Origin of the sequence: Pseudomonas sp. zfem003, from assembly GCF_032621675.1 — a bacterium.
Classification (GTDB): domain Bacteria; phylum Pseudomonadota; class Gammaproteobacteria; order Pseudomonadales; family Pseudomonadaceae; genus Metapseudomonas; species Metapseudomonas otitidis.
The window spans coordinates 488,953-513,611 of the sequence record NZ_JAVYJG010000007.1; the positions used below are offsets into that span (position 1 = coordinate 488,953).

General features: G+C 67.8%; 22 protein-coding genes. 7 read left to right on the top strand and 15 right to left on the bottom strand.

Annotated features, from left to right (window positions below; genetic code table 11):
* Positions 1 to 442 precede the first annotated feature (442 nt).
* Positions 443 to 1,201: a class I SAM-dependent methyltransferase gene (locus RTK35_RS19295; RefSeq protein WP_316908739.1), complete on the bottom strand. Its 759-nt coding sequence runs from the start codon at positions 1,199 to 1,201 to the stop codon at positions 443 to 445.
* A gap of 479 nt (positions 1,202 to 1,680) precedes the next feature.
* On the opposite strand from RTK35_RS19295, the gene RTK35_RS19300 reads away from it, so the two are divergent.
* Positions 1,681 to 2,283, top strand: a complete 603-nt coding sequence (locus RTK35_RS19300) for a hypothetical protein (RefSeq protein ID WP_316908740.1) — start codon at positions 1,681 to 1,683, stop codon at positions 2,281 to 2,283.
* A 188-nt stretch (positions 2,284 to 2,471) separates the two neighbouring features.
* Here the strand turns inward: RTK35_RS19300 and RTK35_RS19305 are convergent, their stop codons facing one another.
* Positions 2,472 to 3,293 (bottom strand): LysR family transcriptional regulator, encoded by an 822-nt coding sequence (locus RTK35_RS19305; protein ID WP_316908741.1) that lies wholly within the window; start codon positions 3,291 to 3,293, stop codon positions 2,472 to 2,474.
* Between the two features lie 111 nt (positions 3,294 to 3,404).
* Between RTK35_RS19305 and RTK35_RS19310 the strand changes: the two genes are divergently transcribed.
* A complete protein-coding gene (locus RTK35_RS19310; protein ID WP_107330870.1) occupies positions 3,405 to 4,130 on the top strand; it encodes an SDR family oxidoreductase in 726 nt (241 codons plus the stop codon).
* 220 nt (positions 4,131 to 4,350) lie between these two features.
* Here RTK35_RS19310 and RTK35_RS19315 read toward each other — a convergent pair whose 3' ends face one another.
* On the bottom strand, positions 4,351 to 5,040 hold the full coding sequence (locus RTK35_RS19315; RefSeq protein ID WP_316908742.1) for a GNAT family N-acetyltransferase: 690 nt from the start codon (positions 5,038 to 5,040) through the stop codon (positions 4,351 to 4,353).
* A gap of 97 nt (positions 5,041 to 5,137) precedes the next feature.
* A complete protein-coding gene (locus tag RTK35_RS19320) occupies positions 5,138 to 5,761 on the bottom strand; it encodes a TetR/AcrR family transcriptional regulator (protein WP_268192626.1) in 624 nt (207 codons plus the stop codon).
* Between the two features lie 146 nt (positions 5,762 to 5,907).
* On the opposite strand from RTK35_RS19320, the gene RTK35_RS19325 reads away from it, so the two are divergent.
* The 3 genes from RTK35_RS19325 (at position 5,908) to RTK35_RS19335 (ending at position 8,036) form a co-directional block, all read left to right on the top strand.
* Positions 5,908 to 6,348: a hotdog fold domain-containing protein gene (locus tag RTK35_RS19325; RefSeq protein ID WP_253123148.1), complete on the top strand. Its 441-nt coding sequence runs from the start codon at positions 5,908 to 5,910 to the stop codon at positions 6,346 to 6,348.
* A gap of 109 nt (positions 6,349 to 6,457) precedes the next feature.
* Positions 6,458 to 6,808 carry a VOC family protein gene (locus tag RTK35_RS19330; protein WP_316908743.1) on the top strand — a complete coding sequence of 117 codons (351 nt, stop codon included), beginning with the start codon at positions 6,458 to 6,460 and terminating at the stop codon, positions 6,806 to 6,808.
* 196 nt (positions 6,809 to 7,004) lie between these two features.
* Complete coding sequence (locus tag RTK35_RS19335) at positions 7,005 to 8,036, top strand: sensor domain-containing diguanylate cyclase (RefSeq protein WP_316908744.1); 1,032 nt, start codon at positions 7,005 to 7,007, stop codon at positions 8,034 to 8,036.
* 99 nt (positions 8,037 to 8,135) lie between these two features.
* Here RTK35_RS19335 and RTK35_RS19340 read toward each other — a convergent pair whose 3' ends face one another.
* Positions 8,136 to 8,597: a hypothetical protein gene (locus tag RTK35_RS19340; RefSeq protein WP_316908745.1), complete on the bottom strand. Its 462-nt coding sequence runs from the start codon at positions 8,595 to 8,597 to the stop codon at positions 8,136 to 8,138.
* A gap of 197 nt (positions 8,598 to 8,794) precedes the next feature.
* Between RTK35_RS19340 and RTK35_RS19345 the strand changes: the two genes are divergently transcribed.
* On the top strand, positions 8,795 to 9,715 hold the full coding sequence (locus tag RTK35_RS19345) for an ADP-ribosylglycohydrolase family protein (RefSeq protein ID WP_316908746.1): 921 nt from the start codon (positions 8,795 to 8,797) through the stop codon (positions 9,713 to 9,715).
* A 22-nt stretch (positions 9,716 to 9,737) separates the two neighbouring features.
* On the opposite strand, the gene RTK35_RS19350 is transcribed toward RTK35_RS19345, so the two are convergent.
* The 5 genes from RTK35_RS19350 to RTK35_RS19370 form a co-directional block, all read right to left on the bottom strand.
* Positions 9,738 to 10,211, bottom strand: a complete 474-nt coding sequence (locus RTK35_RS19350) for a nuclear transport factor 2 family protein (protein ID WP_316908747.1) — start codon at positions 10,209 to 10,211, stop codon at positions 9,738 to 9,740.
* Positions 10,212 to 10,254: 43 nt separating this feature from the next.
* A complete protein-coding gene (locus RTK35_RS19355) occupies positions 10,255 to 12,306 on the bottom strand; it encodes a pyridoxamine 5'-phosphate oxidase family protein (RefSeq protein ID WP_316908748.1) in 2,052 nt (683 codons plus the stop codon).
* 61 nt (positions 12,307 to 12,367) lie between these two features.
* Positions 12,368 to 12,997, bottom strand: a complete 630-nt coding sequence (locus tag RTK35_RS19360; protein WP_074967816.1) for a glutathione S-transferase family protein — start codon at positions 12,995 to 12,997, stop codon at positions 12,368 to 12,370.
* Positions 12,998 to 13,149: 152 nt separating this feature from the next.
* On the bottom strand, positions 13,150 to 14,064 hold the full coding sequence (locus RTK35_RS19365) for a LysR family transcriptional regulator (RefSeq protein ID WP_316908749.1): 915 nt from the start codon (positions 14,062 to 14,064) through the stop codon (positions 13,150 to 13,152).
* A gap of 2 nt (positions 14,065 to 14,066) precedes the next feature.
* Positions 14,067 to 14,981, bottom strand: a complete 915-nt coding sequence (locus RTK35_RS19370; protein WP_142008323.1) for a LysR family transcriptional regulator — start codon at positions 14,979 to 14,981, stop codon at positions 14,067 to 14,069.
* Positions 14,982 to 15,179: 198 nt separating this feature from the next.
* Here RTK35_RS19370 and RTK35_RS19375 point away from each other — a divergent pair, with 198 nt between their 5' ends.
* A complete protein-coding gene (locus RTK35_RS19375; RefSeq protein ID WP_316908750.1) occupies positions 15,180 to 16,439 on the top strand; it encodes an XAC2610-related protein in 1,260 nt (419 codons plus the stop codon).
* Between the two features lie 358 nt (positions 16,440 to 16,797).
* Here the strand turns inward: RTK35_RS19375 and RTK35_RS19380 are convergent, their stop codons facing one another.
* The 5 genes from RTK35_RS19380 to RTK35_RS19400 all read right to left on the bottom strand — a co-directional run bounded on the left by RTK35_RS19380 (position 16,798) and on the right by RTK35_RS19400 (position 24,580).
* On the bottom strand, positions 16,798 to 17,334 hold the full coding sequence (locus RTK35_RS19380; RefSeq protein WP_316908751.1) for a hypothetical protein: 537 nt from the start codon (positions 17,332 to 17,334) through the stop codon (positions 16,798 to 16,800).
* Between the two features lie 160 nt (positions 17,335 to 17,494).
* Positions 17,495 to 20,572 carry an efflux RND transporter permease subunit gene (locus tag RTK35_RS19385; protein WP_316908752.1) on the bottom strand — a complete coding sequence of 1,026 codons (3,078 nt, stop codon included), beginning with the start codon at positions 20,570 to 20,572 and terminating at the stop codon, positions 17,495 to 17,497.
* Positions 20,569 to 21,645: an efflux RND transporter periplasmic adaptor subunit gene (locus tag RTK35_RS19390; RefSeq protein WP_316908753.1), complete on the bottom strand. Its 1,077-nt coding sequence runs from the start codon at positions 21,643 to 21,645 to the stop codon at positions 20,569 to 20,571. Before RTK35_RS19390 ends, RTK35_RS19385 begins: the two co-directional genes overlap by 4 nt.
* The gene (locus RTK35_RS19395) at positions 21,642 to 22,775 is read right to left on the bottom strand and encodes an efflux RND transporter periplasmic adaptor subunit (protein ID WP_316908754.1); all 1,134 of its coding nucleotides are present in this window, start codon (positions 22,773 to 22,775) and stop codon (positions 21,642 to 21,644) included. The genes RTK35_RS19390 and RTK35_RS19395 overlap by 4 nt, the downstream gene beginning before the upstream one ends.
* Before the next feature lie 239 nt (positions 22,776 to 23,014).
* A complete protein-coding gene (locus RTK35_RS19400) occupies positions 23,015 to 24,580 on the bottom strand; it encodes a methyl-accepting chemotaxis protein (RefSeq protein WP_074967834.1) in 1,566 nt (521 codons plus the stop codon).
* Positions 24,581 to 24,659: the final 79 nt, after the last annotated feature.

Sequence of the window (24,659 nt, forward strand, 5' to 3'; positions counted from 1 at the left end):
CCAATGCCTGCAAGAAACATCCGCCGTTTCTCGCATGCACCAGCTGGCGCAATCGCGCCAATGTCTTTCGGGTCGCTAAACCCGGCCACGGGATTGACCGTGGCCGGCGCAGGATAGGGACGGGCGAGCCCGAGGGCAAGGGGAGGAGGGGGCCGGCATGGCGACGGGCTGCCGTCTTGTCTGGGAGAAAGTGGCGGGTCTTGGGGCGGAAAGCGTTACGTCAGGTCGAGCCCACGATCTGCCGCTGACCGAGTGAGGCGGTTGCTTGAACAACCGCCTCGGTCGCACTCAGCGGTGTGGTTGCAGATTGGGCTGATCGGCACGTTCACCCTCCGATTCGGGATGAGCGTGCCGGGGGGCGCGGCCCTTCACGGTTGGCGTGGACGCGGTCGCTTTCGATCCGCCGTGCGCCACCTTTGCCACGCCCTTGTTCAAGGCCTCGTCAACCTGGGCGGCGTGCTTCGAAGCTGATGATTTGATCGCTCTGGCAAGGGGAGCGGCCATGCTGGTAGCCGCCTGACGCCACCACCTCTACAAAGCCCGCTTCGCGCAGTGCGAATGCCAGTTCGTCGACGCCCCACCAGCGCAAGTGGAACAGATCCAGTTCGGCGGACTGCAAGGTGCCGTCTTGCCAATGCTGGTAGTGCAGATGGGACAGCGTGGTTTGCTTGCGATAGTCCACTTCGGCCCGGTGGCTGGTCAGCGTGAGGAGGTTGCTGCCATCCACTGTCCAGCTCCGTGCCGCCTGTGCCTCCCCGATGATGCTCTCGATGGGGTCGATGTCCATGATCAACCGCCCGCCGGGCTGCAGGTGATTCCAGAACCGTTTGAGCACGGTCATTGCGGAGGTGGTTTCGGTAATCAGCTGGAATGACCCGGCGGGCATGATGATGGCCGCAAATCGCTGGTCGTAGCTGAACTGCTCGAACGTCTGCTGTGTGAGGGGGGCGGGCAGCCCTCGCGCCCGGCATTCCTGCCGGCAGTATTCGAGCATCTCGTGGGAGGCATCGAAACCCTCGATGGCCAGGCCCCTCTCCAGCAGCGGTATGAAGATCCGCCCATTGCCCACGGCGGGTTCCAGTATCGGGCCATCAACGTCCGCCAGGCGCTCTTGGTAGTACTCCAGGTCTCCAAATGAATGGCCGATGGGTTTATCCAGGTGATAAATCCACGAGGCGAGTCGTCCGTATCGGTTTTGCATATCACTCTCCATGGCAAGCGCGGGATGCTACCGCAACTCGGGGGCCGTGCCTGCCTGTGAAGTCGAGCGTCCTCATGTCGCTGTTACAGCGTGCAGCCCCTGCCCATTCGGCCGGGCGTGGGGCGCGTGCGAATGGTCGTGAAGGGCAAGGCCACGCTGGAGGGCGACACGCTCAGGTGGCAGGTGCTGCAAACGGTCAAGGCCGGGGAGCCGGAGTGGGAGCCGGGGCTTGTGCTGGGCACGGGAGTCCTTGGAAGAACCTTGGGCTCGGTCGGAAGTGAGTAGTTTCGAACCTGTATGGAAGGGGGCTGTGCCTGGTGAGATGCGTTCTTCGAGGAAAGGTTGTGTCTCTTAGCGCGTTTGGGAAATGTGGCTAGGCTCTGGCTCTGAGGGCTCGAGTCAGTCAGCGAGAAGGTGGGCAGCCTAGTAGTCGAGCGTGGGTAGAACATCTGTCCGTAACGTGCACATGGAGGTGAAGAATGGTCGAGGAAGACGTCAGGGCTCTTTTCAATGATCGGTTTCTACCGGCTTTCAAAAACGAATACCCCGCGATGGGTAACACGGACTTCTATATCGATGAAACAAACCAGGACATAGACGGTGCAGGCAGTCCGGGGCTTGTAATGGTGACCCAGGGAGCCTGCCAACAAGCGGATTACCTGGTTCTGTTTGCCATTGCTCACGAGACCGCGCACGGCGTGGTTGCGCTGGAGCACGAAAGGCAAGGCACGCATTGCCCTGAGGCCATGGATGCCGGTCGGAAGAAGCACGAAGCCTGGGCGGATCTGATCGCCACGAAAGTGCTGCTTTGCCAGCTCCCGGATTTGTGGGCTTCAGTCGCAGCCAATATCGATTTGATTCCCAACATATTGGGGCCGGCGACACCCTCGCATCCTTCGGGCGCGAGGCGGGTTGAATTGATAAAGAATTTCGTGACGGCTTACACGCGGGCTGGCATACCGGCATCAAGAAGCATCTTCAGTTGCTTTTTTTGTTGTGTAAGCAAACCCATCAGTACCACCCAGGCAAAAGCGCGTGCATTTCGTTCGGCATTCCTGGGGATTGAAACTGCTCAGCTGTAGGGAGTTGGATGCCCGCTCATGTGGCTGCGGTGGGGGCCGAGAGAAGCATTCATGAGCCTTTGTCTTTGCTCGTAAGTTGCCACTTGTCTGCCGCGTTTTATGGACGCTCCGCACTGCCGGGCGGCACGCCATTCTTCGGCGGTTTGGAAAACTACTCGCAGCCAGGTCCGTCACCCTGGTGCTGGCTGCTATGCACGGTCAGTAAGCTCGGCAGCGTGGTTTGCCGATGCTTCACGCAAGAAGGCATACAGCGCATTCACGGCAGGGTTCTCCAGGGCCTGGGCTGAATGGCAGAGGCCGATTCGGCGCGTGGGCAGCGGCAGGTTAAGGCTGCCGCTGCCCACCGCCGGTGCGCTTGCAAGCAGGGAGCCGGGCAGGATTGCAGCGCCTACGCCTGCGCTCACCAGGCGCAGCGCCAGTTCCAGCGAACTGGCCTGGGCGGCCACGGGGCTGCTGCCGTAGATCGTCATCAGGCGTTGGTGGGAGGGATGGCCCGGGCAGGTGATCCAGCCGCAGTCCTCGGCGCGTTCGGCGCCTGGGGGCAGGGCGAGGGCATACGGGTCCTCCCATACGGGGACGAACAGCTCGTCCTCGCAGGAGAGTTCTTCCACGGCCAATCGCGCGTCGCCCGTGCAGCCTGCTTCCAAATGCAGCAGCAGGTTGGGGACGGCTTGCCGCGCCAGAACGATGAACTGCTCCACCTGCGCCGCGCTGATGTCGCCCTCCACCCCCAGATGCAGCGTTTGGCGGCTGGCCCCTGGGCGGAACATGTCGCCGATGCTGGCCGTCTCGGCAACCAGGGCCCTGGCGCGGGGGTAGAGATTCCGTGCGGCCTCGCTGACGTCCACACCCCGTGCCTGGCGCAAGAACAGTTCGACGCCTAGCGCCTCTTCCAACTGGCGGATGGTGACGGACAGGGTGGGTTGGCTGATGTGCAGGCGCTGAGCCGCTGCGGTGATGTTGCGCTCTTCGAATACCGCGATGAAGGCGGAGAAGTGCCGAATATCCATAGGTTTGACCGATGCCAGGCAGAGGAATAAGTCATTTTTTAAGCGATTTCGCGCTGAATATACTCCTGTTCATCGTTTAGTCATCCAGATAGCTGATAGCAGGAGAGCGTCATGAATAAACCACTGATCATCGTTACCGGGGCCAGTTCCGGTATTGGCGAGGCCACCGCACGAGTGTTTGCCCAGCTTGGGCACCCCTTGCTGTTGCTGGCCCGTCGTCTGGAGCGCCTGGAAGCGTTGCAGTTGCCCCGCGCGCTCTGCCGCGCGGTGGATGTGACTGACCGAGCCGCCGTGCTGGCGGCGGTTGCGGAGGCCGAGGCCCTGTTCGGGCCGGCGGATGCCCTGGTGAACAACGCTGGCGTAATGCTGCTGGGCAGCATGACCGAGCAGGACCCCGAAGAGTGGGCACGGATGCTCGACGTCAACGTGAAGGGCTTGCTCAATGGCGTGAATGCGGTACTCAAGGGAATGGTCGAGCGCCGCCAGGGAACGCTCATCAACGTCAGCTCCGTGGCCGGTCGCAAGACCTTCCCCAACCACGTCGCCTACGTGGGCACCAAGTTCGCGGTGCATGCCATCTCCGAGAACCTGCGCGAGGAAGTGGCTCCGCACAATGTCCGCGTGGTGACCATTGCGCCAGGCGCGGTGGAGACCGAGCTGCTCAGCCACACGACCGACGAGGCCATCAAGCGCGGTTATCAGGAGTGGAAGCAGGACATGGGCGGGACGGTGCTCTCGGCCGAAGACGTGGCCAATGCCATCCGCTATGCCTACGAACAGCCACAGGGTGTGTGCATCCGCGAGATCGTCCTGGCGGCGACCCGCCAGCAGGCCTGAACGTGCGGCGGGGGCGACGGCTTGGCTGTGGCCTCCAAACGGTGGCCCTCAAGGCTGGAAGACAACCTGCCACCCGCCATCACTGAACGAAACCTTGCCCTTTACCGGCTGGGTTGCGCAGCACAGCGCGTCCTTCGTCCAGTCGGGCTTGAAACCCGAGAACAGGATCTCGACTCAGCCGGCTGCTGTCATCTGTGCTTTTCCTGCGGTGCACCGGCCTTCAATGCACCGTGGGAAAGCGCTCCTTCACCAGGGCCTGGGCGTGGAAGGCCAGCTGGTCCAGCAGCCGGTCGCGCTTGGCTTCGGCTTCGCGCATGGCCTTGCTGCCGTGCTGCTTCACCAAGTAGGCGTGGATCTGCCGCACTTCCTTGGACTGGTAGATGGGGGCGAGGTCCTGCACGGCGACCAGGCCGTCGGAACGGTGGTCACGGGTGTTGAGCAGGACATGGGCCCCCTGGGCGGCCAGTACGCGCAGCCCCATGGCCTCGAAGAGCGGTGCCTTGCTGGCGACGCAGGCCAGTTCGAGGTGGGGCCGCTGGGCGATCACCTGCTGCAGCAGGGCACGGCCGATGCCGCGCCGGCGGTGGCTAGCCTTCACGGCGATGTAGGGGAGGGTGCAGGCCTCGGCGTCGTCCGCGCTCGGCAGGAAGAGGGCGAAACCGAGCACCTGGGAAGGGTCTTCGTCATCCAGCGCCAGGACGAGCCGCGCGGCACCGTCCAGCCCGCTGTCCATGGCCTGCAGGTAGAGGTGCACCTCGTAGCCGATCACGTACTGGTACAGCGGGTAGAGCGGATTGCTGGGCGTCAGCGGCACAGGGCTGATGTCGCTGAAATCGTCCACCACCACCTGCAGGACCTGGCTCTTCAGGGACTCGGGCGGCGGCGTGTCGAGGGTAACGAGGGTGAACATCGGGAAGCAGGCTCCAGGCGTGCCCGATCAGGGGATCGGCGCGGGCGGCATTGTACGCCCGCGTGGGTGAGGTGATTGGGACGAGGTGTCGCCGGTGCTAGTCGGCACGCGCGCCGACGGAGAGCCAAGCGGCTTCGGCCAGTTGCTGCCGGTAGGCCTCGGGGCTGCGTTTGACCCGGCCGGAGAGCCAGGCACGGCAGTAGCTTTCCGCCGGACCGATGATGAGCGAGGGGATCAGTTCCCGTGGCAGGTCCTGCAGGTCCTGCTTGCGCGAGGGCTCGCTGAACCATTCCCGGAGCTGGCTGCTGCGCGCCTGGTTGGCTTCGTTGAGCTGGTCCTTGCAGCCGCCTTGAGCCACTGCATAGCGCGCCTGGTACTGGAAACGCGCCCACTCCGGCTGGCTGACGACCCAATCCACGTAGCTGTGCACCAGCGCCTGCACCCAGGCCTTCGTCGTCTCGATGCCGCTCAGGTAGCGGTCCCGCAGTTGGGCCTGGTCATCCAGCGCGGCCATGTAGAGGGCAGCGATCACCCCATCCTTGTTGCCGAAGTGGTGGTAGATCGCCCCCACGCTCGTCTGGCTCTCGGCGCGGATGGTCTCGATGGTGGTGGCATCGACCCCGTGTTCGTTGAACAGCCGCAGGGCGCAGCGAAGGATTTCCCGCTTGGATTCGGCGCGACGACCGGGGTAGCAGCGCTCGAGTAAGTCAGCCTGTTCCATTCGTTCCCCTCAGTGAAAGCGCGATGGTATGTCAAAGCCGAGTTGTGGACGAGGCGTTGACAGTGCGTTCAGATGCAGAATATCGTTCTAAAACAGAATAATATTCTGTAAATGCCGTCTTTCCTTCCCATCACCCGAGGTCCCCGATGAGCCAGACTCTCAGCCTGTACCAAAGCGTTGGCGCTACCGCTTTCAGCAACATGGCCTGCCAGATGGCGCCCTACTTCAGCACCATCACGCCGGAAATCGCCGTGCTCACTCCCGGCCGTGCCGAGGTAAAGGTGCCGTTCCGCAAGGAGATCACCAACCACCTGCAGTCCGTCCACGCCATCGCACTGTGCAACGCCGCCGAGCTGGCGGGCGGGATGATGACCGAGGTTTCCATTCCCACGGGGGCCCGCTGGATCCCGAAGGGCATGACGGTCGAATACCTGGCCAAGGCGAAGACGGCTGTGCATGCCATTGCCGACGGCAGCGAAGTGGATTGGGCCTCGCCCGGTGACAAGGTGGTGCCGGTCGACATCTTCGACGAGGGTGGGGTGAAGGTGTTCACCGCTCGCATCACCATGAATGTGAAGCAGGGCTGACCGTCGCGGCAGGGGCTACCGCTTGGCGAGGGCGCAAGGCTCGACTTGGCCCGCGCAAGGGCGTATCCAGTTTCGGCATGCACTGCGCCCAGTCACCCGGGAGAACCCCATGAACGTCAAACGCATCGTCGCCAACATCGCCACCGCCGCCCCCTCGGCGGTGGACGGCTTCTACCGCGACCTCCTCGGTCTTGAGCTGGTGATGGACCACGGCTGGATACGCACCTACGCCAGCCCTGAGCGGATGACGGTGCAGGTCAGCTTCGCCAGCGAGGGCGGCTCCGGCACCCCGGTGCCGGACCTGTCCATCGAAGTCGACGACCTCGACGAAGCCCTGCGCCGCGTCCAGGCCCACCAGGTACCGGTGGAGTACGGTCCCGTTCAAGAACCCTGGGGCGTACGGCGCTTCTATGTGCGGGACCCGCTGGGCAGGCTCGTCAACATCCTCCAGCACGAGTAGCGGTGCTCATTGCGAACAGCCGTGCAAGCCCCGAATTACCCTTCGCCATGCCGAGCACCGTGACGCGTTCACATCCTGAATTGAAACGGGCTGCAGTAGCGCTTGGATACCGCCAAGAGGCAGTTTCCCCTGGTTCAATTCGGGCTGCTTTTGGCTAACAATCCCGCACCCGTCCACAACGCCGTAGTTCTTGCCCATGGACCACATACTGTCGCTTCTCTCGGAAACCGTTCCCAAGGCCCGGACCCTGGAGGAGCTGACCCGTCCGCTGCTGGCCCTGCTGGGGCAGGTCACGGGGATGGAGTCGACCTACCTCACCACCATCAACACCGACGAAGGCATCCAGCGCGTCGAGTTCGCCCGCAACGTCGGCAGCATGGTGATTCCGGAAGGGCTGGTGGTGCCCTGGGCGGACACGCTGTGCAAGCGAGCGCTCGAAGAGAAGCGGCTCTACTCCGACAACGTCGCCGAATGCTGGGGCGACTCCGAGGCCGCCGCTGCCCTGGGCATCAAGACCTACCTCAGCGCACCCATCTGCTCCCACGATGGCCGGGTACTGGGCACGGTGTGCGCTGCCAGTTCAGCGCAGGTGGCCCGCTCCTCCGACGTGGAGCCGCTGCTGATGCTGATGTCCGGCTTGCTCAGCTATTCGCTGGAGCGGGAGCTGCTGGTGGAACGGCTCCAGGCCGCCAACGCCGAACTGGCGAAGCTGGCCCTGACGGACAGCCTCACGGGGCTGTCCAACCGCCGGGCGATCCTCAGTGAATTCAACCGGCTGTTCGCCCAGGCCCAGCGGGAACAGAAGTACGTGCTGGTTGCGGTGATTGACCTGGACGGCTTCAAGGGCATCAACGACACCTACGGCCACCAGGCGGGCGACCAGTTGTTGCGGGGCGTGGCCGCTCAGTTGCAGGCGTGCCTGCGTGCCAGCGACATCCTCGGGCGTACGGGCGGCGACGAGTTCGTGGTCATCGCCCTCGGCGCAGCTGCCGAGTCAGCAAATCCGAATGGCATGCAACAGGCCGCCAGGCTGCTTCAGGAGCGCCTGGCCCAGGCGACAATCGGGACATTCGAACTGGGCGAGGGGCTGGGCGACATCCATTACCCCGGCGCCAGCGTCGGTGTGGCGGCTGTCACTCCGGAGGGCATTTCTGCTGAAGACGCGCTGAAGCTGGCCGACCGGGAGATGTACAAGGCCAAGGCCAAGCGCAGGAAGCGGGGTGGCTGAGCGGCATCATCGCCACGGTGCCCTTGGCTTTGATCCCCGCCCATTACCAGGCTGGGGTGACTGTCTCGAAGAGCGCCATCTCCGATCCGGTACTTCCACTCACTCCTTGTTCATCGCCCAAGGCCCCACCCGCTCCAAGGTGCCGCCGATGGCACCCCGCAGGCCGCAGAAGGACTGGCAGCGCTGCGCATCCAGCGGTTTCACCACTACCTTGTCCTCTGCGAAGACGAGGCTCACCTGGCAGCGGGGTGATGCATCGGGCGCGCCGTAGCCTTCCCAGCCCGTGTACAGGTGGTGGTCCGGGTCGTCGGTGAACAGGTAGGTGCTGGCGGCATCGGGGACCGGGGTTGCGATACCCGGTACTCCGCAGCGGGCGGCGCCCGATTCCGACACGTAGAAGAACGACAGGCCGTGTGCCGTGGCCAGCACGGTGAGGGTCTGGTAATGGCCCGTGGCAGGGGTGGCGGCCCGGTAGTAGCCGTGCAGGGGCGCTTCGGCCCGAGCGGCCAGGCTGCTGGCGGTGATGAGCATGAAGGCGGCAGCGCGGAGAGCGAGTGTCATGTCGGCATCCTCTGCATGGCGGGGGTACGTCCGTGTGAGCGGCGCCGAGCATACAGCGGTGCGCCGCAGCCCGGCATGCCTTGCGGGCCGTTTTGCCAGAACCGTCTCAGGCGCCAGGCAGTACCTCTGCTACGCTGCGCCCGCCTGAAAGACACTGCCAGTGGGGCTTAGCCAGGAACCGGAAGGGAATCACCCGCATGCACAACGCACATCTCTCGGATCGCTACGCAGGGTGCCTGCTTGGCCTGGCCTGTGGCGACGCGGTCGGCACGACCCTCGAGTTCACCCCGCGCAGTGCCCTCGTCCCCATCACCGACATGGTCGGCGGCGGGCCCTTCCACCTGGCGCCGGGGCAGTGGACGGACGACACCTCCATGGCGCTTTGCCTGGCGGAAAGCCTGCTGGAGCGCAATGGGTTCGATGCCCGGGACCAGATGACCCGCTACCTGAACTGGTGGCAATGGGGGTACTGGAGTTCGACGGGGGCGTGCTTCGACATCGGCATGACGGTCCGGGATGCACTGACGCGCTTCCAGGAGACGGGAGAGCCGTTCGCGGGCTCGAGCGACCCTCGAACCGCCGGCAACGGTTCGCTCATGCGCCTGTCTCCGGCTGTGCTGTTCTACTACCCGGACCGCGAGGCGATGAGGTGGGCCGCGCGCCAGAGCTCCCTCACCACCCATGGCGCGGCCGAGGCCATCGAATCGTGCCTGCTGCTTGCGGAGGTCATTGCCAACGCGCTGGCGGGTCAGGGCAAGGACGAGGTGCTGGCGCTGTCCCCGGAGGCCTATGCCGAGCCCGCCATCCGGCGCCTGGCCGAGGGCAGCTTCAGGTACAGGTCGCGTGACCAGATCCAGGGCACCGGCTACAGCGTCGCCTCCCTCGAAGCCTCCCTGTGGTGCTTCTGGTCCACCGACTCCTTCGAGGCAGCGGTACTCGCCGCCGCCAACCTGGGGGATGACGCCGACACCACCGCCGCCATCACCGGCCAGATCGCCGGCGCCTTCTACGGCCGGCAGGGCATTCCGCCTCGCTGGATCGAGCGGCTGCACCTCGCCTCCGAGATCGAAGGCATCGCTGCCGCCCTGTACCGGTCCGCCCTGGCACGCTCCGGCTGACCTGGCGCCGGCTTGCAGGCGCCTACAACCCCAGCTCGCTCAACCCGGGATGCTCGTCGGGCCGGCGGCCCTGGGGCCAGTGGAACAGCCGCTGGTCCTCGCGGATCGGCAGGTCGTTGATGCTGGCGTGGCGGATCTGCATCAGGCCGTGTTCGTCGAACTCCCAGTTCTCGTTGCCGTAGGAGCGGTACCACTGCCCCTCGGCGTCATGCCATTCGTAGGCGAAGCGCACGGCGATGCGGTGGCCTTCGAAGGCCCAGAGTTCCTTGATCAGGCGGTACTGCTGCTCGCGCTGCCACTTGTGGGTGAGGAAGTCGCGGATCTGCTCGCGGCCACGGGGGAACTCGCTACGGTTGCGCCAGCGGCTGTCGACGGTATAGGCCAGGGCAACCCGCTCCGGGTCGCGGCTGTTCCAGCCGTCTTCGGCCATGCGCACCTTCTGCACAGCGGTTTCATGGGTGAAGGGGGGAAGCGGGGGGCGGGTTTCGGCGGTCATGGTCGTGCCTCTTCAGGTGTGGGCGTGGTGTCAAAGGTAGCCGCTAAAGGTCGAGCACCAGCGGCTGTGGCGCACCGGCGGCGGGCACTGCGCAGCAGATCAGCGCCTCGCCCGCGTCTGGCAGGCTGGCCGGTGGCTGCGGGTAGGTCACCTGGCCACTGAGGATGCGCGTGCGGCAGGTGCCACAGGAGCCGCTGCGGCAGCTGAAGTCCGGCTGCAGACCGCGGCTCTCCGCCAGCTCCAGCAGGCTGCCGCCTTCGGGCTGCCAGCGGGCCTCCTTGGCGGATTGCTGGAACAGCACCGGCACCGCTTCGGTGGCCGCCGGGGGCAGCGCGTCGGCTGGGCTGGCCGTGTCCGGCCGGCGTTGCAGGCTGGAGGGGCCGAACGTCTCGGCGTGCAGGCGGCTGTCGCTGATGTTCAGTGCCCGCAGGTCGTCGTACAGCGCCTGGGTGAAGCCGGAGGGGCCGCAGAGGACGAAGTCGTAGTCGTCGAAGGGCAGCACGGCCTTGAGCAGGGCGGTGTCGATGCGCCCCGCCTGGTCGAAATCCACTCCCTCCTGCAGTTCGCCTTCCGGCTGGCTGAGTACCCGCAGCCACTGCAGCGTGTCGCCGGCTTCCTGCTGCAGGGCGGCCAGTTCGCGGCCGAAGGCCAGCTCGCTCCCGTGGCGCGCGGACTGGATCAGCCAGACCACACGGCGACGGCGCAGGCGACGGTTCTGGTAGTGCACCTCGCGCAGCATGCTCAGCAGCGGCGTGATGCCGACGCCGGCCGCCAGCAGCACCAGCGGGCGGCGCTCCTCCGGGTCGAGCACGAAGCGGCCGCGCGGGGCCTTGGCCTCCAGCAGGCTGCCGACGCCCAGGTGCGCGTGCAGGTGTTGGGAGACGAGGCCGTCGCGCTTCACGCTGATCCGCAGGAAGCCGTCCGACGGTGCACTGGACAGGCTGTAGGTGCGGATCAGGGGTTGCGCCTGGCCCGGCAGGGTGAGCCGCAGCGGCAGGTGCTGCCCGGCGGAGAAGGCCGGCCAGCCGCCCTGGTCGGCGGGCTCCAGGTAGAAGGAGCGGATGCTGGCGCTCTCGTCCTGCACCCGCGTCACCCGCAGCGGGCGCCAGTGGTCGCGCTGCGCGGCGGCCTGCAGGCGGGCCTCGGCCTCGTCCCAGCTGCCGGTCATCAGGCTGTTGGCGGAATAGCCCTGGAAGGCCCAGCGCAACGCCAGGGCGGCGGGGCGGCGGATGACCTGCTCCACCTCCAGGTGCCAGAGCCGTTCTGCTCCCTGGAAAGCGCGGATTTCCTCACCCTCCAGCGTCAGCTCGGTGCGCCCGCTGAGTTGCAGGATGTCGCCGCTGGCGAAGTCGATGAACAGCAGGCCCGCCTGCGGGTTGAGCAGCAGGTTGCCGAGGGTGTTGAAGTGCAGGTTGCCAGCGAAGTCCGGGATGCTCAGGCGGTTGCCCCGCACCCGGACGAAGCCGGCCTGGCCGCCCCGGTGGGAGACGTCCACGGTCCGGTGGCCATCGGCGAGGGTGACGTAGCTGGCGACGAAGAAAGTGTCGGCGCTGGCGATCACCTGGCGTGCCGCATCGTCCAGCTGGGCGAGGTGCTCGACCGGGGCTGCTGGCGGGGTCGTGGTTGTGACGGTCTCGTACTGGCGCAGCTGGATGTACTGCGGGCAGTTGCCAAAGGTCTGTTCCACGGCGATGCCCAGCCCATGCCCGTCACGGATCACCACCTGACCGTTGAGGCGGTTGCGCCGCCGGCTGTGCAGCTCGATGCCCAGCAGGCCGACCGCCGCGCCGTCGGTGAGGGCGGCTGCGGCCGGGTCGCCGGCCTGGGGCAGGGCGTCCAGCCGCAGCATGCGTGGGGCCGGCGAGTGGGCGAAACCGACCGGGCCTTCGAGGATGCTGGCCCAGGGGCGCCCCTCGGCGTCCACCGTGCCCAGCAGCACGAAGGGCAACTGGCGGTAGAAGGCGCGGTGCTGCTCGGGCATGTGGTCGCGGATCACCCGCCGGCCCATGTCCGCCATGCGCTGGGCCACCCCGGCGCGTGCCTGCAGTTGCTGTTCCCCGGCGTGCCAGGGGGAGGGCTCGGTCGGCTGGTTCATGGTGGGGCTCCCGCTGGAGAGGCGTAAGGCCCGGCGCAGCCGTGGCTGCGCCGGGGGCGCGTCAGGCGCTTTGCAGGCCGGCGGCCGTGCGCGGCATCGGCACGAAGCCGGGCAGCGCTTCGACGCGGGCCAGCCAAGCGCGGACCTGGGGGTAGGGCTCCAGGGACACGTTGCCCTCCGGCGCGTGGGCGATGTAGCTGTAGCCGGCCACATCGGCCAGGGTCGCCTGGTCGCCGGCGAGGAAGGGGCGCTGGGCCAGCTCCTGCTCGATGACCGCGAGCAGCGCGTGGGAGCGGGCGATGGTGGGCTCGGCCTCGTAGGGCGCGCCGAACACGGTGATCAACCGCGCGGTAGCCGGGCCCGAGGCGATCGGCCCGGCCGCCACCGAGAGCCAGCGCTGCACCCGGGCGGCGCCCAGCGGGTCGTTGGGCAGCCAGCGGCCGGCCGGGTCATGCTTCTTCGCCAGGTACACGAGGATGGCGTTGGAGTCGCTGAGCACCACGCCGTTGTCGTCGATCACCGGGATCTGCCCGAAGGGGTTCATGGCGAGGAATTCCGGGCTCTTGTGGGCGCCCTTGGCCAGGTCGACGAAGACCAGCTCCGCCGGGACGCCCAGTAGCGAGAGGAACAGCTCGATGCGGTGGGCGTGGCCCGACAGGGGGTGGTGAAAGAGCTTGATCGGCTTGGACATGATGATCTCCGTGACACAGGTGAGGGGAACAGGGGCCGGCGGCGGGGGCCGGTCGGCCGTGCTGTGGAGTCATCTTCGGTGCGCAAGGGTTTGGGCGGAATCGCCAGAAATAGCAATCCTTTGTTTTGGAATCTGGAATAAACGCCGAGCGGCTAGTCGTCGCCCGTCCCGTTCAGGGCGCCGTGATTGCGCAAGCCGGCCACCGCCAGGTCGACGAAGCTGCGCACCCGCGCGGCGGCGCGGCGCCCCTCGCGGTACACCACGTGCAGCGGCACAGGGGGCGGGGCGAAGGGGGCGAGAACGGTGCGCAGCTGCCCGTTGGCCAGTTGCTCATGGGCCTGGTAGCCCAGGCAGCGCGTCAGGCCGCCGCCCAGGCAGGCCGCCTGGATCGCACCCTGGGTCGTGGCGCACGCCAGGCGCGGGCGCAGCGGGTACGGGCGCAGTTCCCCGTCGACGCGAAAGCGCCACTCGGGGAGCCGCGAGTCCGCCAGGGCGTGGATGATCCGGTGCCGGGCGAGGTCCGCCGGGGCCTGGGGTTCGCCGTGCCGCGCCAGGTAGCCGGGGCTGGCGCAGACCACCCGGCGCACCTGGCCGACCGGCAGCGCCACCAGGGAGGAGTCCGGCAGGCTGCCGGCGACGATGGCCACGTCGAGGCCTTCCTCATGCAGGTTGGGCAGCCGTTCCAGGTAGCGGACGACCACATCCACCTCGGGGAAGCGCTGCAGGTAATCCAGCAGCATCGGGGTCAGCACCTGCTGCCCGAGCAGCAGCGGCATGCTCACCGTGAGCCGACCGCGCGGTTCGAGGTGCAGCCCGGCGGCCGAGGCTTCGGCTTCCCGCACCTGCTGCAGCAGCCGCTCGCAGTCGGCGGCGAGGCGCTGCCCGACTTCGGTCAGCGTCACGCCCTGGGTGCTGCGTTGCAGCAGGGCCAGGCCCAGACGCTGCTCCAGTGCCTCCATGGCGCGGGTCACGGTGGGCGCCGACAACCCCAGCTGGCGGGCGGCGGCGGCCAGGCTCAGGGTCTGGCTGACGGCGAGGAAGGCCTGCATCTGCCCGTGGCGGTCCATGTTCAGGGCTGCCGGTTGCGGTTCAGTGCCGGGTCCCGGGCCAGACGTTCTGTGCAGAAGTCGACGAAGGTGCGCACCTTGGCGGCGATCCGCCGTCCGCCCTGGTACACCACATGGATCGGCAGCGGCGGTTGCTCGAAGGCCTCCAGGACGATCTCCAGCTCACCCCGGCGCACCTTGTCGGCCACCTGGTAGCTCAGCACCCGGGTCAGCCCCCAGCCCAGGCAGGCGGCATGGATCGCAGCCTGGTTGGCGGTGACCACCAGGCGCGGCTGGGGGCGGATGTTCAGCGGCCGGTCTTCTTCAATGAACTGCCACTCGCCCAGCGCCTGGCTGCTGGCCGAGGCCACCACCTGGGCCTCCTGCAATTGCGTGGGGTGGGTGGGGCGGCCGTGGGTGGCGAGGAAGCCCGGCGAGGCGCAGACCACCCGGCGCACTTCGCCGACGCGCACGGCGTTGAGGCCGCTGTCCGGCAGGTGGCCGATGCGCACGGCGACGTCGATGCCTTCGTCCACCATGGCGACCACCCGGTCCACCAGCAGCGCCTTGATCTGCACCGCTGGGTGCTGGTCCAGGTACTCCACCATCAGCGGGGTGACGAACAGCTCGCCGAACAGCACCGGCGCGGTGACGCTCAACTGGCCGCGCGCGGTGGCGTGGCTGCCGGCGGCGGATTCCTCCGCCTCCTCCAGCTCGGCGAGGATGCGCCGGCAGTCCTCCACGTAGCGCTGGCCGGCCTCGGTGATGTGCACGCTGCGGGTGGTGCGGGCCAGCAGCAGGGTGCCGATGCGCTCCTCCAGCGCCGCCACGGCACGGGTCACACTGGGTGGCGACATGTTCAGGCGGCGCGCGGCGGCGGCGAAGCCCTGTTCCTCGGCCACGGCGAGAAACACCTGCATCTCCTGGAAACGGTCCATCACGGGCCTCCTGTGGGGCGATGCGCAAGAGTGGGGCCTGTGTTGCGTCGCTGGCAACAGATCGTCCGTGACGATCGCTGTTCTTGCCGGGTGTGTCGGTACGGGCACCGTGCCGGCGGTTTTGCTCGCCCAGGTCTCAGGGGCCGGGCGCCGGGTCTGCTACCCTGCGCGCCCCAATTCCGCCGACATGGAGGTTGCATGCGCGTTGTCCTTTCTTACCGTGGCGTTGTTTCCGGGCTGATCCTCGCGCTGGCGGCGCTGCCCCTGCCTGGCCGGGCGGACGAGGTGTCGGCCCCGGCGGTGGAAATCCCGGTGTGGAACCGCAGCTGGGTCGGCACCCTGGGCACCAAGACGGTGGAGGTGTCCCTGCAGCGGGTGGCCGATGGCCTGCGCGGCCGGTATTGCTACCAGCCTTGCAGCAACCAGACGCGCGACGTGCTCAGGCTCAGCGGGCGTATCGCCGGGGAGGGAGCCGAGCTGGGCGAGTCCGACAGCAGCCGTGCCAACGTGGCGACCGGGACCTGGCGCATTACCTCGCTGGAGAAGGGCCTGACCGGCACCTGGATTTCGCCCAACGGCAAGCGCTCGCTGCCCCTGGCCCTGCGCCCGGCCGCTGCCGAGGACGCGTTGGAGGCGCGCTTCCCCTTCGAGCTGCGCCTGGTGACGGACGCACCGCCCGAGGAGGAGGGCGACGGTTGCCCCACGCCGCCGATGGTCTCGGCCATCCGCCTGTACAAGGACGGCCAGCTGGTGCAGACCCTGGCCACCGAGTCCCAGGGCACCTGCGGGATGTTCACGCCCTCGCTGATCGACGCCAACTTCGACGGCTGGCCGGACCTGACCATCGCCCAGTTCCTCCCGGCCGGCCCCAACATCCCCCACCAGACCTGGCTCTACGACCCGGCCACCGGCCGCTATGTCGACGCCCCGCCCATGCTGCAGGACATCAGCTCGGCGGAGTTCGATCCGGTCCACCGCATCGTCTACACCTACTGGCGCGCCAGTTGCTGCGAACACGGCGTTTCCACCTACCGCTGGCAGGACGGCGACGTGCAGGAGGTGGACTCCCGCAGCAGCTACCTGCTGCCGCTGATGGACGGCGACAAGCGGCGCCTGTGCTACGTCATACCCAGCTACGGCGACGGTTTCATCGAATACAGCAGCCGGGTGGAGCAGGGCGACGACGGCCGCCTGCACCTGCGCGGACTCGACCCCGCGTCCTGCGACCTGGACGAAGGCAATTTCCTCGAACGCACCTACATCGAGGTCTGGAAACCCGCGCCGCCCGGCCAGCCGCCGACCCTGCTGCGCACCGAGGAAACCACCTGGAAACCGGTGCAGACCGCCGCCGGCCAGCGTTACTGCCCCGAAGTGCCGTACTACGACAATGGCCGCATCCGCCGCGTGCTGAACGACAACCCGGACCTGTGCAGCGAACAGAACCCGCTGCAGCCCTGACCTCGTGCCCGGCAGCAGCCCGGCGCATCCCTGGGCTGAAGCCCAGGCTACGGGCGTTTCCAGGCGGGTGTGGTGAGCGACGCTTCATCCCACCACCGCGAACTCCCAGGCGTGGCCCTGCGTAGCCCGGACTTCAGTCCGGGATGGCGCCGAGCCCGTGCCTGGGCACAGTCCGGTGTATCCCTGGGCTGAAGCCCAGGCTACGGGGCGTTTCCAGACGGGTAGGGTGAGCGGCGCTTCACCCCTCCATCACGAGCCTCCAGGCGTGGCTCTGCGTAGCCCGGACTTCAGTCCGGGTATGGGGCATTTCCGGGGAAAGCGGGGTCAGGCCCGGCCTTCCGAGGTCGGCGTGCCTGGCTTACTTGACGGGGTAGTCCCGGCCCCACAGGCGCACGGTCTTGGGTCCTTCCACCGGACCCTGGAAGACGAATTTCTGCCGAACACCGGTCTTGGGCGGGACGGTGACTTCCTCGGGGTTGTCCATCGGCGTCAGGTTGCTGGAGTAGTCGTCCTGGTCGATGGCCAGCAGGGCGCCGTTGTAGGTCAGGTTGATCAGTCGGATCGGCTTGTCGGTGAGGTTCTTGAAGCCGAACAGGACACTGAGGTTCTCATCCTGGGCTTCGGTCTTGAGCAGGTGGACCTCGATCTTGCCGTCCAGTTGGTCCAGCTGGGAGATCACCAGGGCGCCGTCCGCGCCCTGGGCGGACTGGCGGCCTTCGGTGATGCCTTCGGAGGCGCCGCCAAGGAGGTTCTTGCCGGCCGAGATGGCGGCAGAAACGGCGGCCTTGGCCGAGTCCTTGATGGGGCTGCCGGTGTCGGTCGGCTCTTCGGCGGTGGCGCTGCCTGCGCCTAGCAGCAGTGCCAGTGCCAGGATGGCCCTGGAGGAAATGCCCATGGTGTCGCTCCTTTTTCAGCGTTGCCGGGCGACGGCTCGGCACCCGCGTTCGTGGGCGGTTTTTAGCACAGGCCCCGGGTCTGCGCAGCCCGGCGCCCAGCGCCATCCGCCGCTTTTACGAACTCCATCGCAGCCTGCCGGGGAAACCGCACCGGCCCGGTCAGTCCTCCCGGATGCGGTACCAGGTGACGTACAGCGCCGGCAGGAAGAACAGCGTCAGCAGTGTCGCGGCGATGATCCCGCCGATCATGGCGAAGGCCATCGGTCCCCAGAACACTTCGCGGGCGATGGGGATCATGCCCAGGCTGGCGGCGGCGGCGGTCAGCAGGATCGGCCGGGTGCGGTGGTGGGTGGCCTCGATCACGGCCTTCCAGGGGGAGCGGCCTTCGGCCTCGAAGGCGTCGATCTGGGTCACCAGGATCACCGAGTTGCGGATGATGATGCCGATCAGCGCGAGGATCCCGAGGATCGCCACGAAGCCCATGGGCGTGCCGGTGGGCAGCAGGGCGGCAACCACGCCGATCAGCCCCAGTGGGGCGACGCTGGCCACCAGCAGGGTCTTCTGCACGCTCTGCAGCTGGATCATCAGGAAGGTGGCCATGAGGAACAGCATCAACGGCACCACCCGGCCGATGGGCCCCTGGGCCTTGCCGCTCTCCTCGACGGTGCCGCCGGCAGCCAGCCGGTAGTTGGCCGGCAGCTTGGCGGCGAAGCCGTCGATGTCCGGCCGGAGCACCTTCACCAGGTCGGTGGGCTGGATGTCGTCGGTGATGCTGGCCTTGAGGGTGATGGTGGGCTTGCGGTCGCGCCGCCACACCAGCGGCTGCTCCAGCTCGTAGCCGACGCGGGCGAAGGCCTTGAGCGGGATGGAGGTGCCGCTGGCGTTGACCATCTGCAGGTTCTCGATGGTTTCCGGCGAGCTGCGTTCCTCGCGCCCGGAGCGGCCGACCACGTCGATCAGGAAGATGTCGTCGCGCACCTGGGTCACGGTGGTGCCGGTGACTACGCTGTTGAGCATCTGCGCTACGTCCTCGGAGCCGAGGCCCAGCTGGCGCAGCTTGTCCTGGGCGATCTCGATGCGCAGCACCTTACCCGGCTCGTTCCAGTCGTAGATGATCTCGCCGATGTGCGGGTTGCTGTCCAGCAGGGCGGCGAGCTGCATGGCGTAGTCGCGCACCTTGTCCACGTCCGGGCCGCTGATGCGGTACTGGATCGGCCGCCCCACCGGTGGCCCCATCTCCAGCGGCTGCACGTAGCTGCTGATGCCGACGAAGTCGCGGCGCAGGTGTTCGCGCAGGCGGCCCGCCAGGCGCTCGCGGGCTTCCAGGTCGCGGGCGACGATCACCAGCTGGCCGTAGAAGGGGTTTTGCAGCTGCTGGTCCAGGGGCAGGTAGAAGCGCACCGCGCCCTGGCCGACGTAGGCGCTCCAGCGCGAGACGTCTTCGTCGTCCTTGAGCAGCGCTTCGACCCGGTCCATCACCCGGCGCGTCTCGTCGATGCTGCTGTTCTGCGGCAGGTTCAGGTCCACCAGCAGCTCGGGCCGGTCGGAGGCGGGGAAGAACTGCTGCTGGACGAACTGCAGCAGGTACAGCGACACCCCCAGCAGCCCGAGGGTGACCACCAGGGTCAGCAGGTTGCGGCGCATGGCCCGCTGCAGCCAGCGGTCGAAGAAGCCGAACAGCCGGCTCTTCTTCTCCTCAGGCTGCTTGAGCGTCCTGGGCAGGATGTGCACGGCGATCACCGGGGCGAACAGCACGGCGACGATCCACGAGAGGATCAGCGCCACGGCGATCACCGCGAACAGGGTGAAGGTGTATTCCCCCGCCGAGCTGGCGTTGAGGCCGATGGGCACGAAGCCGGCGATGGTCACCAGGGTGCCGGTGAGCATGGGGAAGGCCGTGGAGCGGTAGGCGAAGGTGGCCGCTTCGTGCAGCGAGTCGCCCAGTTCCAGCCGGGTGACCATCATCTCCACGGTGATCATCGCGTCGTCCACCAGCAGGCCGAGGGCGATGATCAGCGCGCCGAGGGAGATCCGCTGCATGGTGATGTCGGTGTATTCCATGAACACGAAGACCATCGCCAGCACCAGCGGGATGGAGCAGGCCACCACCAGCCCGGCGCGCACCCCGAGGCTGACGAAGCTGACCGCGAGGACGATGACGATGGCCTCGAACAGGGCGCTGGTGAAGCCGCCCACGGCCTTCTCCACCACCTCGGCCTGGTTCGACACCGTGTGCACGCCGACGCCCACCGGCAGCTCGGCGGTGATCTGCTCCATGCGCTGGCGCAGCGCTTCGCCGAACTCCTGGATGTTGCCGCCCTTGCGCATGGCCACGGCCAGGCCGATGGCGGGCTGGCCGTTGTAGCGGAACAACGTGCTGGGCGGGTCGGTGTAGGTGCGCTGGATGTCCGCCAGGTCGGAGAGGCGGTAGAAACGGTCGTTCACCCGCAGGTTCACCGCGGCCAGGTCGGCCTCGGAGCGGAACTCGCTGTTGGTGCGCACCGAGATGCGCTCGGGCCCGGCCTCGATCACGCCGGAGGGCGTCACCGCGTTCTGCTGGCGCAGGCTGTCCAGCACCTGGCGCTGGTCGATGCCCAGGGCGGCGAGCTTGCGGGTGGAGAAGTTGAGGTAGATGACCTCGCTCTGAGCGCCGATCAGTTCCACCTTGCCCAGGTTGTCCACGCTGCGGATGTCCAGCCGGGCCTTCTCCACGTAGTCGCGCAGCTGGCGGAAGCTCAGGCCGTCGGCGGTGAAGGCGTAGACGCTGCCGAACACGTCGCCGAACTCGTCGTTGAACGCGGGGCCCTGCAGGCCCTGGGGGAAGTCGCCGCGGATGTCGTTGATCTTCTTGCGCACCTGGTACCAGATGTCCGGGATCGCCTTGCCGCTGGTGGTGTCCTTCAGGTAGACGAACACCGTCGCTTCGCCCGGCCGCGTGTAGCTCTTCACGTAGTCCAGGCTGTCCAGCTCCTCCAGCTTCTTCTCGATGCGGTCGGTGACCTGCAGCAGCGTGTCGTCCACCGTGGCGCCCGGCCAGCGGGCCTGGATCACCATGGTCTTGATGGTGAAGGAGGGGTCTTCCTCGCGGCCCAGGTTGAAGTAGGAGAACACCCCCATCACCAGCGACACGACCATCAGGTACCAGACGAACGAGGGGTGCCGCAGCGCCCATTCGGAGAGGTTGAAGCCGGCCTTGCCGGTGTCGCCGCGCGGGCGGTCCCTGTGCTGCTCGCTCACGGTTGCGCTCCTTCGTCCATCTTCACCTCCTGGCCCTCTTTCAAGCTGTTCACGCCGGCGCTGACGACCCGTTCGCCGTCGGCCAGCCCGCTGCCGACCGTGACCTTGCCGTCCTGGTTGCGCAGCACCTCCACGGTGCGGCGGTGCACCTGGCGTGCCTGCGGGTCCAGCACCCAGACCTGGGCCGGCCCGGTGGCGCGGGTATCGCCGATCAGCGCCGTGGCCGGCAGGTGGGTGCGCGGGGCGACCGGGCTGCTGAGCAGCACGCTGACGGTGCTGCCCAGGTGGAAGCTGGATGGGGCCTCGCCCAGGGACAGGCGCAGGCGCCGGGTGCGGGTGGTGGCGTCGGCCTGGGGCGCCAGTTCCCGCACCGTGCCGGTGGTGCGCGCCTGCGGGTCGAGCTGGGCGCTTACCTCGAAGCGCGCGTCGGCGGGGAGGCGCTGGACCAGTTCATCCGGCAGGTCGACCACCGCTTCCTTCACGTCCGGGCGGACCAGGGTCACCACCTCCTGGCCGGCCTGCACCACCTGGCCGGCCTCGGCGTGCCATTGGGTGATGACGCCGGCGATGTCGCTGCGCAGCTCGGTGTAGCCCAGTTGGTCCTGGGCCCGGCGCACCGCCGAGTTGGCCTGGTCGAGGGTGGCGCGGCTGGTCTTCAGGCGGGTGCGGGCGCGGTCCAGGTTGGCCTGGGCGCCTACGCCACGGGCGAGCAGTTCGGCCTGGCGGCGCTCGTCGGCCTGGGCGTCGATCCACTCGGCCTCGGCGCGGGAGGCGTCGCCCTGGGCACTGAGCAGGGCGTTCTGCTGGTCGGTGGGGTCGAGGGTGGCGAGCAGGGTGCCGGTTTCCACGCTGTCGCCGACGTTGAGGGTGCGTGCGGCGATGCGGCCGTTGGTACGAAAGCCCAGGGTCGTCTCGTAGCGGGCCTGGATGCTGCCGGCGAAGCGGCCGACCTGGTGGACGTCGTCGCTGCGCACGGTGACGTAGAGCACCGGGCGCGGCGCCGGGGCCTCGTCCGTCTCCTGGGAGCAGCCGGCCAGTGCGGCCAGTGCAAGGGCTGGCAGCCAGGGCTTCATGGGCGGGCCTCCGTCCGGGTGCGGGGCTCGGCGCTGGCGCTGTGCTCCACCGGCTCGGCGGCCTGTTCGTCACGGGCCACTTCCACCTTCTGCCCGGGGTGCAGCATCTGGCCGCCCGCCACCACGACCCGCTGCCCGGCGGCCAGGCCTTCGCCGACGATCACCCGTTCGCGGGCGTAGCTGACCCGGCTCACCAGTTGCAGGTGGGCGCGGTCCTCGTCGTCCAGCACCCACACCGCCGGGCTCCGGCCCTGCTTGAACAGCGCCGACCAGGGCAGCACCACGCGGGGCTGCGCGGCCTGCGGCAGCTCGGCTCCCACCACGCTGCCCAGGCCCATGGCGGCAGGGACCCGGTCGAGGCCGACCTTCACCTTCAGCGTGCCGCTGCGGTCGTCGACGGTGGGGGTGACTTCGCGGATGCGACCTTCGACCTGCACGGTCGGGTCGGAGAGCAGGTGGACGCTGACCGGCTGATCGCCATGGTCGCCCTGGAAGAGCGATTCGTAGACGTTGAACACGGCGTCCCGCTCGCCTTCGCCGGCCAGGGTGAAGATCGGCAGGGTGGCCTGCACCACCTGGCCGACCTCGCCGCTGCGCTGGGTGATGACCCCGTCGGTGGAGGCCTTGAGTTCGGTGTAGGAGAGCTGGTCTTCGGCGGAGGCCTGCTGGGCGAGGGCGGCGTCCAGGGCGCTTTGTGCGGCACGGCGTTCGGCCTGGGCGCGGTCGTATTCGCTGCGGCTGGTGTAGCCCTTGGGCAGCAGTTGGCCCTGGCGCCTGAAGTCGACTTCGGCCAGGCGCAGCCGCGCCTGCTCGGCTGCGACGGCGGCGCGGGCGTTGTCCACCTGGGTGCGCAGCTCCTGCGGGTCGAGACGGGCCAGGACCTGGCCGGCCTGCACCCGGTCGCCGACGTCGACATGGCGTTCGATGATCTTGCCGCCGACGCGGAAGGCCTGTTGCGCCTCGACCCGCGCCTGGATGTCGCCCACCACGCTGGGGCGCGGGGCGTAGTCGGTGCGGGTGGCCTCGCGCACCAGTACGCGGGGCAGGTGTTCCTGCGGTGTGTCCTGGCCGCAGCCGGCCAGTGCCAGCGTCGCCAGGCAGAACGCGAGTGTGGGCGTTCGGGTTGCCATCCGTTTCCCCATCCTTGTCAGACTGCCGCGCCCACGCGAGCGCAGCGGGATACGAACTGTGAGTGGGGCGAAGCGGGAACGTTCAAGTGGAATCTTCAGGCCGGCGGCCCGACCCGGTGCGGATCTGCGGCGAAAAGACCAGTACGGTGCCGGTCGAGCGGGCCAGGGAGGGGCGGCGGCGAGCGGGCGGCGCAACGAAAAAGAGCGCCCTGGGGCGCTCCGTTTCGACCGGGTGGGGTTCAGCGGTTGAAGCGGTCCACCAGGGAGTACTGGCCGTGGGCGGTGTGGGCCAGCTCTTCGCTCAGCAGGGCGGTGCGCTGGGCTTCGCCGGAGGTCTGGTCGGCGAGCTGGGCGATGCTGCCGATGCGCACGTTGATCTCTTCGGCCACGGCGCTCTGTTCCTCGGTGGCGGCGGCGATCTGGTCGGTCATGGCGGTGATGTTGGCCACGGCTTCGCTGATGCCCACCAGGGCCTGGTCGGCCTGCAGCACCTGCTCGACGCCTTCGTCGGCCTGGCGACGACCGTTCTCCATGGTGCGCACGGTTTCCTCGGCGGTCTTCTGCAGCTGGGCGATGAGCTGGTGGATCTGCCCGGTGGACTCGGCAGTGCGTTGCGCCAGGGAGCGCACCTCGTCGGCCACCACGGCGAAGCCCCGTCCCATTTCGCCGGCACGGGCAGCCTCGATGGCGGCGTTGAGGGCGAGCAGGTTGGTCTGGTCGGCGATGCCCTTGATCACGTCCACCACGCCACCGATCTCGTTGCTGTCCTGGGCCAGGCGGGCGACGGTCTCGCTGGTCTCGATCACCGACTGCGATAGGCGCTCGATGGCGGCGCGGGTCTCGGCGGCGACATGCCGGCCCTGGGTGGTGAGGCGGTTGGCCTCCTGGGTGGCGTCGGCGGTGCGCTGGACGTTGGAGGCGACTTCCTGGGTGGTGGCGGCCATCTGGTTGACGGCGGTGGCCGCCTGGTCGGTCTCCTGGCGCTGGCGCTCCAGCCCGTCGGAGCTGTTGTGGGCCAGGGCATCGGCCTGGCGGGCCTGGTCGGTGAGGTGCTCGGCGGTGTCCTGCAGGCGGGTGAGGCAGGTCTTGAGGCGTGCCTCCTGGCTGAGCAAGGCCATCTCCAGGCGGGCCTGGTCGCCCCGGCTGTCGGTGTACATCCGCGCGATCAGCGGGTCGGAGGTGGTCTGCTCGGCCAGGTGCAGCAGGCGCTTGATGCCTCGCCCTTGCCAGGCGAGGCCGATCAGCCCGAGGGGCACGGAGAGCAGCGCGGCGAGCAGGAAGCCCCAGTGGGAGGTCAGCCAGGCACCGATGAAGAAGCCGATCTGGCTGATGAGGATGAACGGCAGCCAGTCCTGCAGCACCGGCAGCCAGCGGTCCTGGCTGGGGATGGCGGACTTGCCGGCGTTGATCCGTGCGTAGAGCGCTTCGGCCCGGCGCACCTGCTCGGCGGTGGGCTTGACCCGCACCGACTCGTAGCCGGTGACCTGGCTGCCCTCGAAGATGGGCGTGACGTAGGCGTTGACCCAGTAGTGGTCGCCGTTCTTGCAGCGGTTCTTGACGATGCCCATCCACGGCCGGCCCTTCTTCAGGGTGGCCCACATGTGGGCGAACACGGCGGGGGGCACGTCCGGGTGGCGGACGAGGTTGTGTGGAGCGTGGATCAGCTCCTCCCTGGAATAGCCGCTGATATCGACGAAGGCCTGGTTGCAGTAGGTGATGACACCCTTGCCGTCCGTGGTCGAAATGAGGCGCTGCTCGGCGGGGTAGGTCCTTTCGCGTTGGGTAACCGGTTGGTTGTTTCTCATGTTGTTCTTCCGCAAGGCTTGAGGCGGGTATCGGCTCTGGTGAACCAAAGTTGAGCCATTTTTTGCCGTGCAGTGTAAA

What these genes read in the sequence shown, in the direction of transcription:
- RTK35_RS19325 (WP_253123148.1), top strand. Translation starts at nt 5,908, where the DNA reads ATGAGCCAGACTCTCAGCCTGTACCAAAGCGTTGGCGCTACCGCTTTC.
- RTK35_RS19380 (WP_316908751.1), bottom strand. Translation starts at nt 17,334, where the DNA reads ATGGGCATTTCCTCCAGGGCCATCCTGGCACTGGCACTGCTGCTAGGC.
- RTK35_RS19350 (WP_316908747.1), bottom strand. Translation starts at nt 10,211, where the DNA reads ATGACCGCCGAAACCCGCCCCCCGCTTCCCCCCTTCACCCATGAAACC.
- RTK35_RS19360 (WP_074967816.1), bottom strand. Translation starts at nt 12,997, where the DNA reads ATGTCCAAGCCGATCAAGCTCTTTCACCACCCCCTGTCGGGCCACGCC.
- RTK35_RS19390 (WP_316908753.1), bottom strand. Translation starts at nt 21,645, where the DNA reads ATGAAGCCCTGGCTGCCAGCCCTTGCACTGGCCGCACTGGCCGGCTGC.
- RTK35_RS19375 (WP_316908750.1), top strand. Translation starts at nt 15,180, where the DNA reads ATGCGCGTTGTCCTTTCTTACCGTGGCGTTGTTTCCGGGCTGATCCTC.
- RTK35_RS19395 (WP_316908754.1), bottom strand. Translation starts at nt 22,775, where the DNA reads ATGGCAACCCGAACGCCCACACTCGCGTTCTGCCTGGCGACGCTGGCA.
- RTK35_RS19400 (WP_074967834.1), bottom strand. Translation starts at nt 24,580, where the DNA reads ATGAGAAACAACCAACCGGTTACCCAACGCGAAAGGACCTACCCCGCC.
- RTK35_RS19365 (WP_316908749.1), bottom strand. Translation starts at nt 14,064, where the DNA reads ATGGACCGCCACGGGCAGATGCAGGCCTTCCTCGCCGTCAGCCAGACC.
- RTK35_RS19305 (WP_316908741.1), bottom strand. Translation starts at nt 3,293, where the DNA reads ATGGATATTCGGCACTTCTCCGCCTTCATCGCGGTATTCGAAGAGCGC.
- RTK35_RS19295 (WP_316908739.1), bottom strand. Translation starts at nt 1,201, where the DNA reads ATGCAAAACCGATACGGACGACTCGCCTCGTGGATTTATCACCTGGAT.
- RTK35_RS19340 (WP_316908745.1), bottom strand. Translation starts at nt 8,597, where the DNA reads ATGACACTCGCTCTCCGCGCTGCCGCCTTCATGCTCATCACCGCCAGC.
- RTK35_RS19315 (WP_316908742.1), bottom strand. Translation starts at nt 5,040, where the DNA reads ATGTTCACCCTCGTTACCCTCGACACGCCGCCGCCCGAGTCCCTGAAG.
- RTK35_RS19355 (WP_316908748.1), bottom strand. Translation starts at nt 12,306, where the DNA reads ATGAACCAGCCGACCGAGCCCTCCCCCTGGCACGCCGGGGAACAGCAA.
- RTK35_RS19370 (WP_142008323.1), bottom strand. Translation starts at nt 14,981, where the DNA reads ATGGACCGTTTCCAGGAGATGCAGGTGTTTCTCGCCGTGGCCGAGGAA.
- RTK35_RS19320 (WP_268192626.1), bottom strand. Translation starts at nt 5,761, where the DNA reads ATGGAACAGGCTGACTTACTCGAGCGCTGCTACCCCGGTCGTCGCGCC.
- RTK35_RS19300 (WP_316908740.1), top strand. Translation starts at nt 1,681, where the DNA reads ATGGTCGAGGAAGACGTCAGGGCTCTTTTCAATGATCGGTTTCTACCG.
- RTK35_RS19335 (WP_316908744.1), top strand. Translation starts at nt 7,005, where the DNA reads ATGGACCACATACTGTCGCTTCTCTCGGAAACCGTTCCCAAGGCCCGG.
- RTK35_RS19310 (WP_107330870.1), top strand. Translation starts at nt 3,405, where the DNA reads ATGAATAAACCACTGATCATCGTTACCGGGGCCAGTTCCGGTATTGGC.
- RTK35_RS19345 (WP_316908746.1), top strand. Translation starts at nt 8,795, where the DNA reads ATGCACAACGCACATCTCTCGGATCGCTACGCAGGGTGCCTGCTTGGC.
- RTK35_RS19330 (WP_316908743.1), top strand. Translation starts at nt 6,458, where the DNA reads ATGAACGTCAAACGCATCGTCGCCAACATCGCCACCGCCGCCCCCTCG.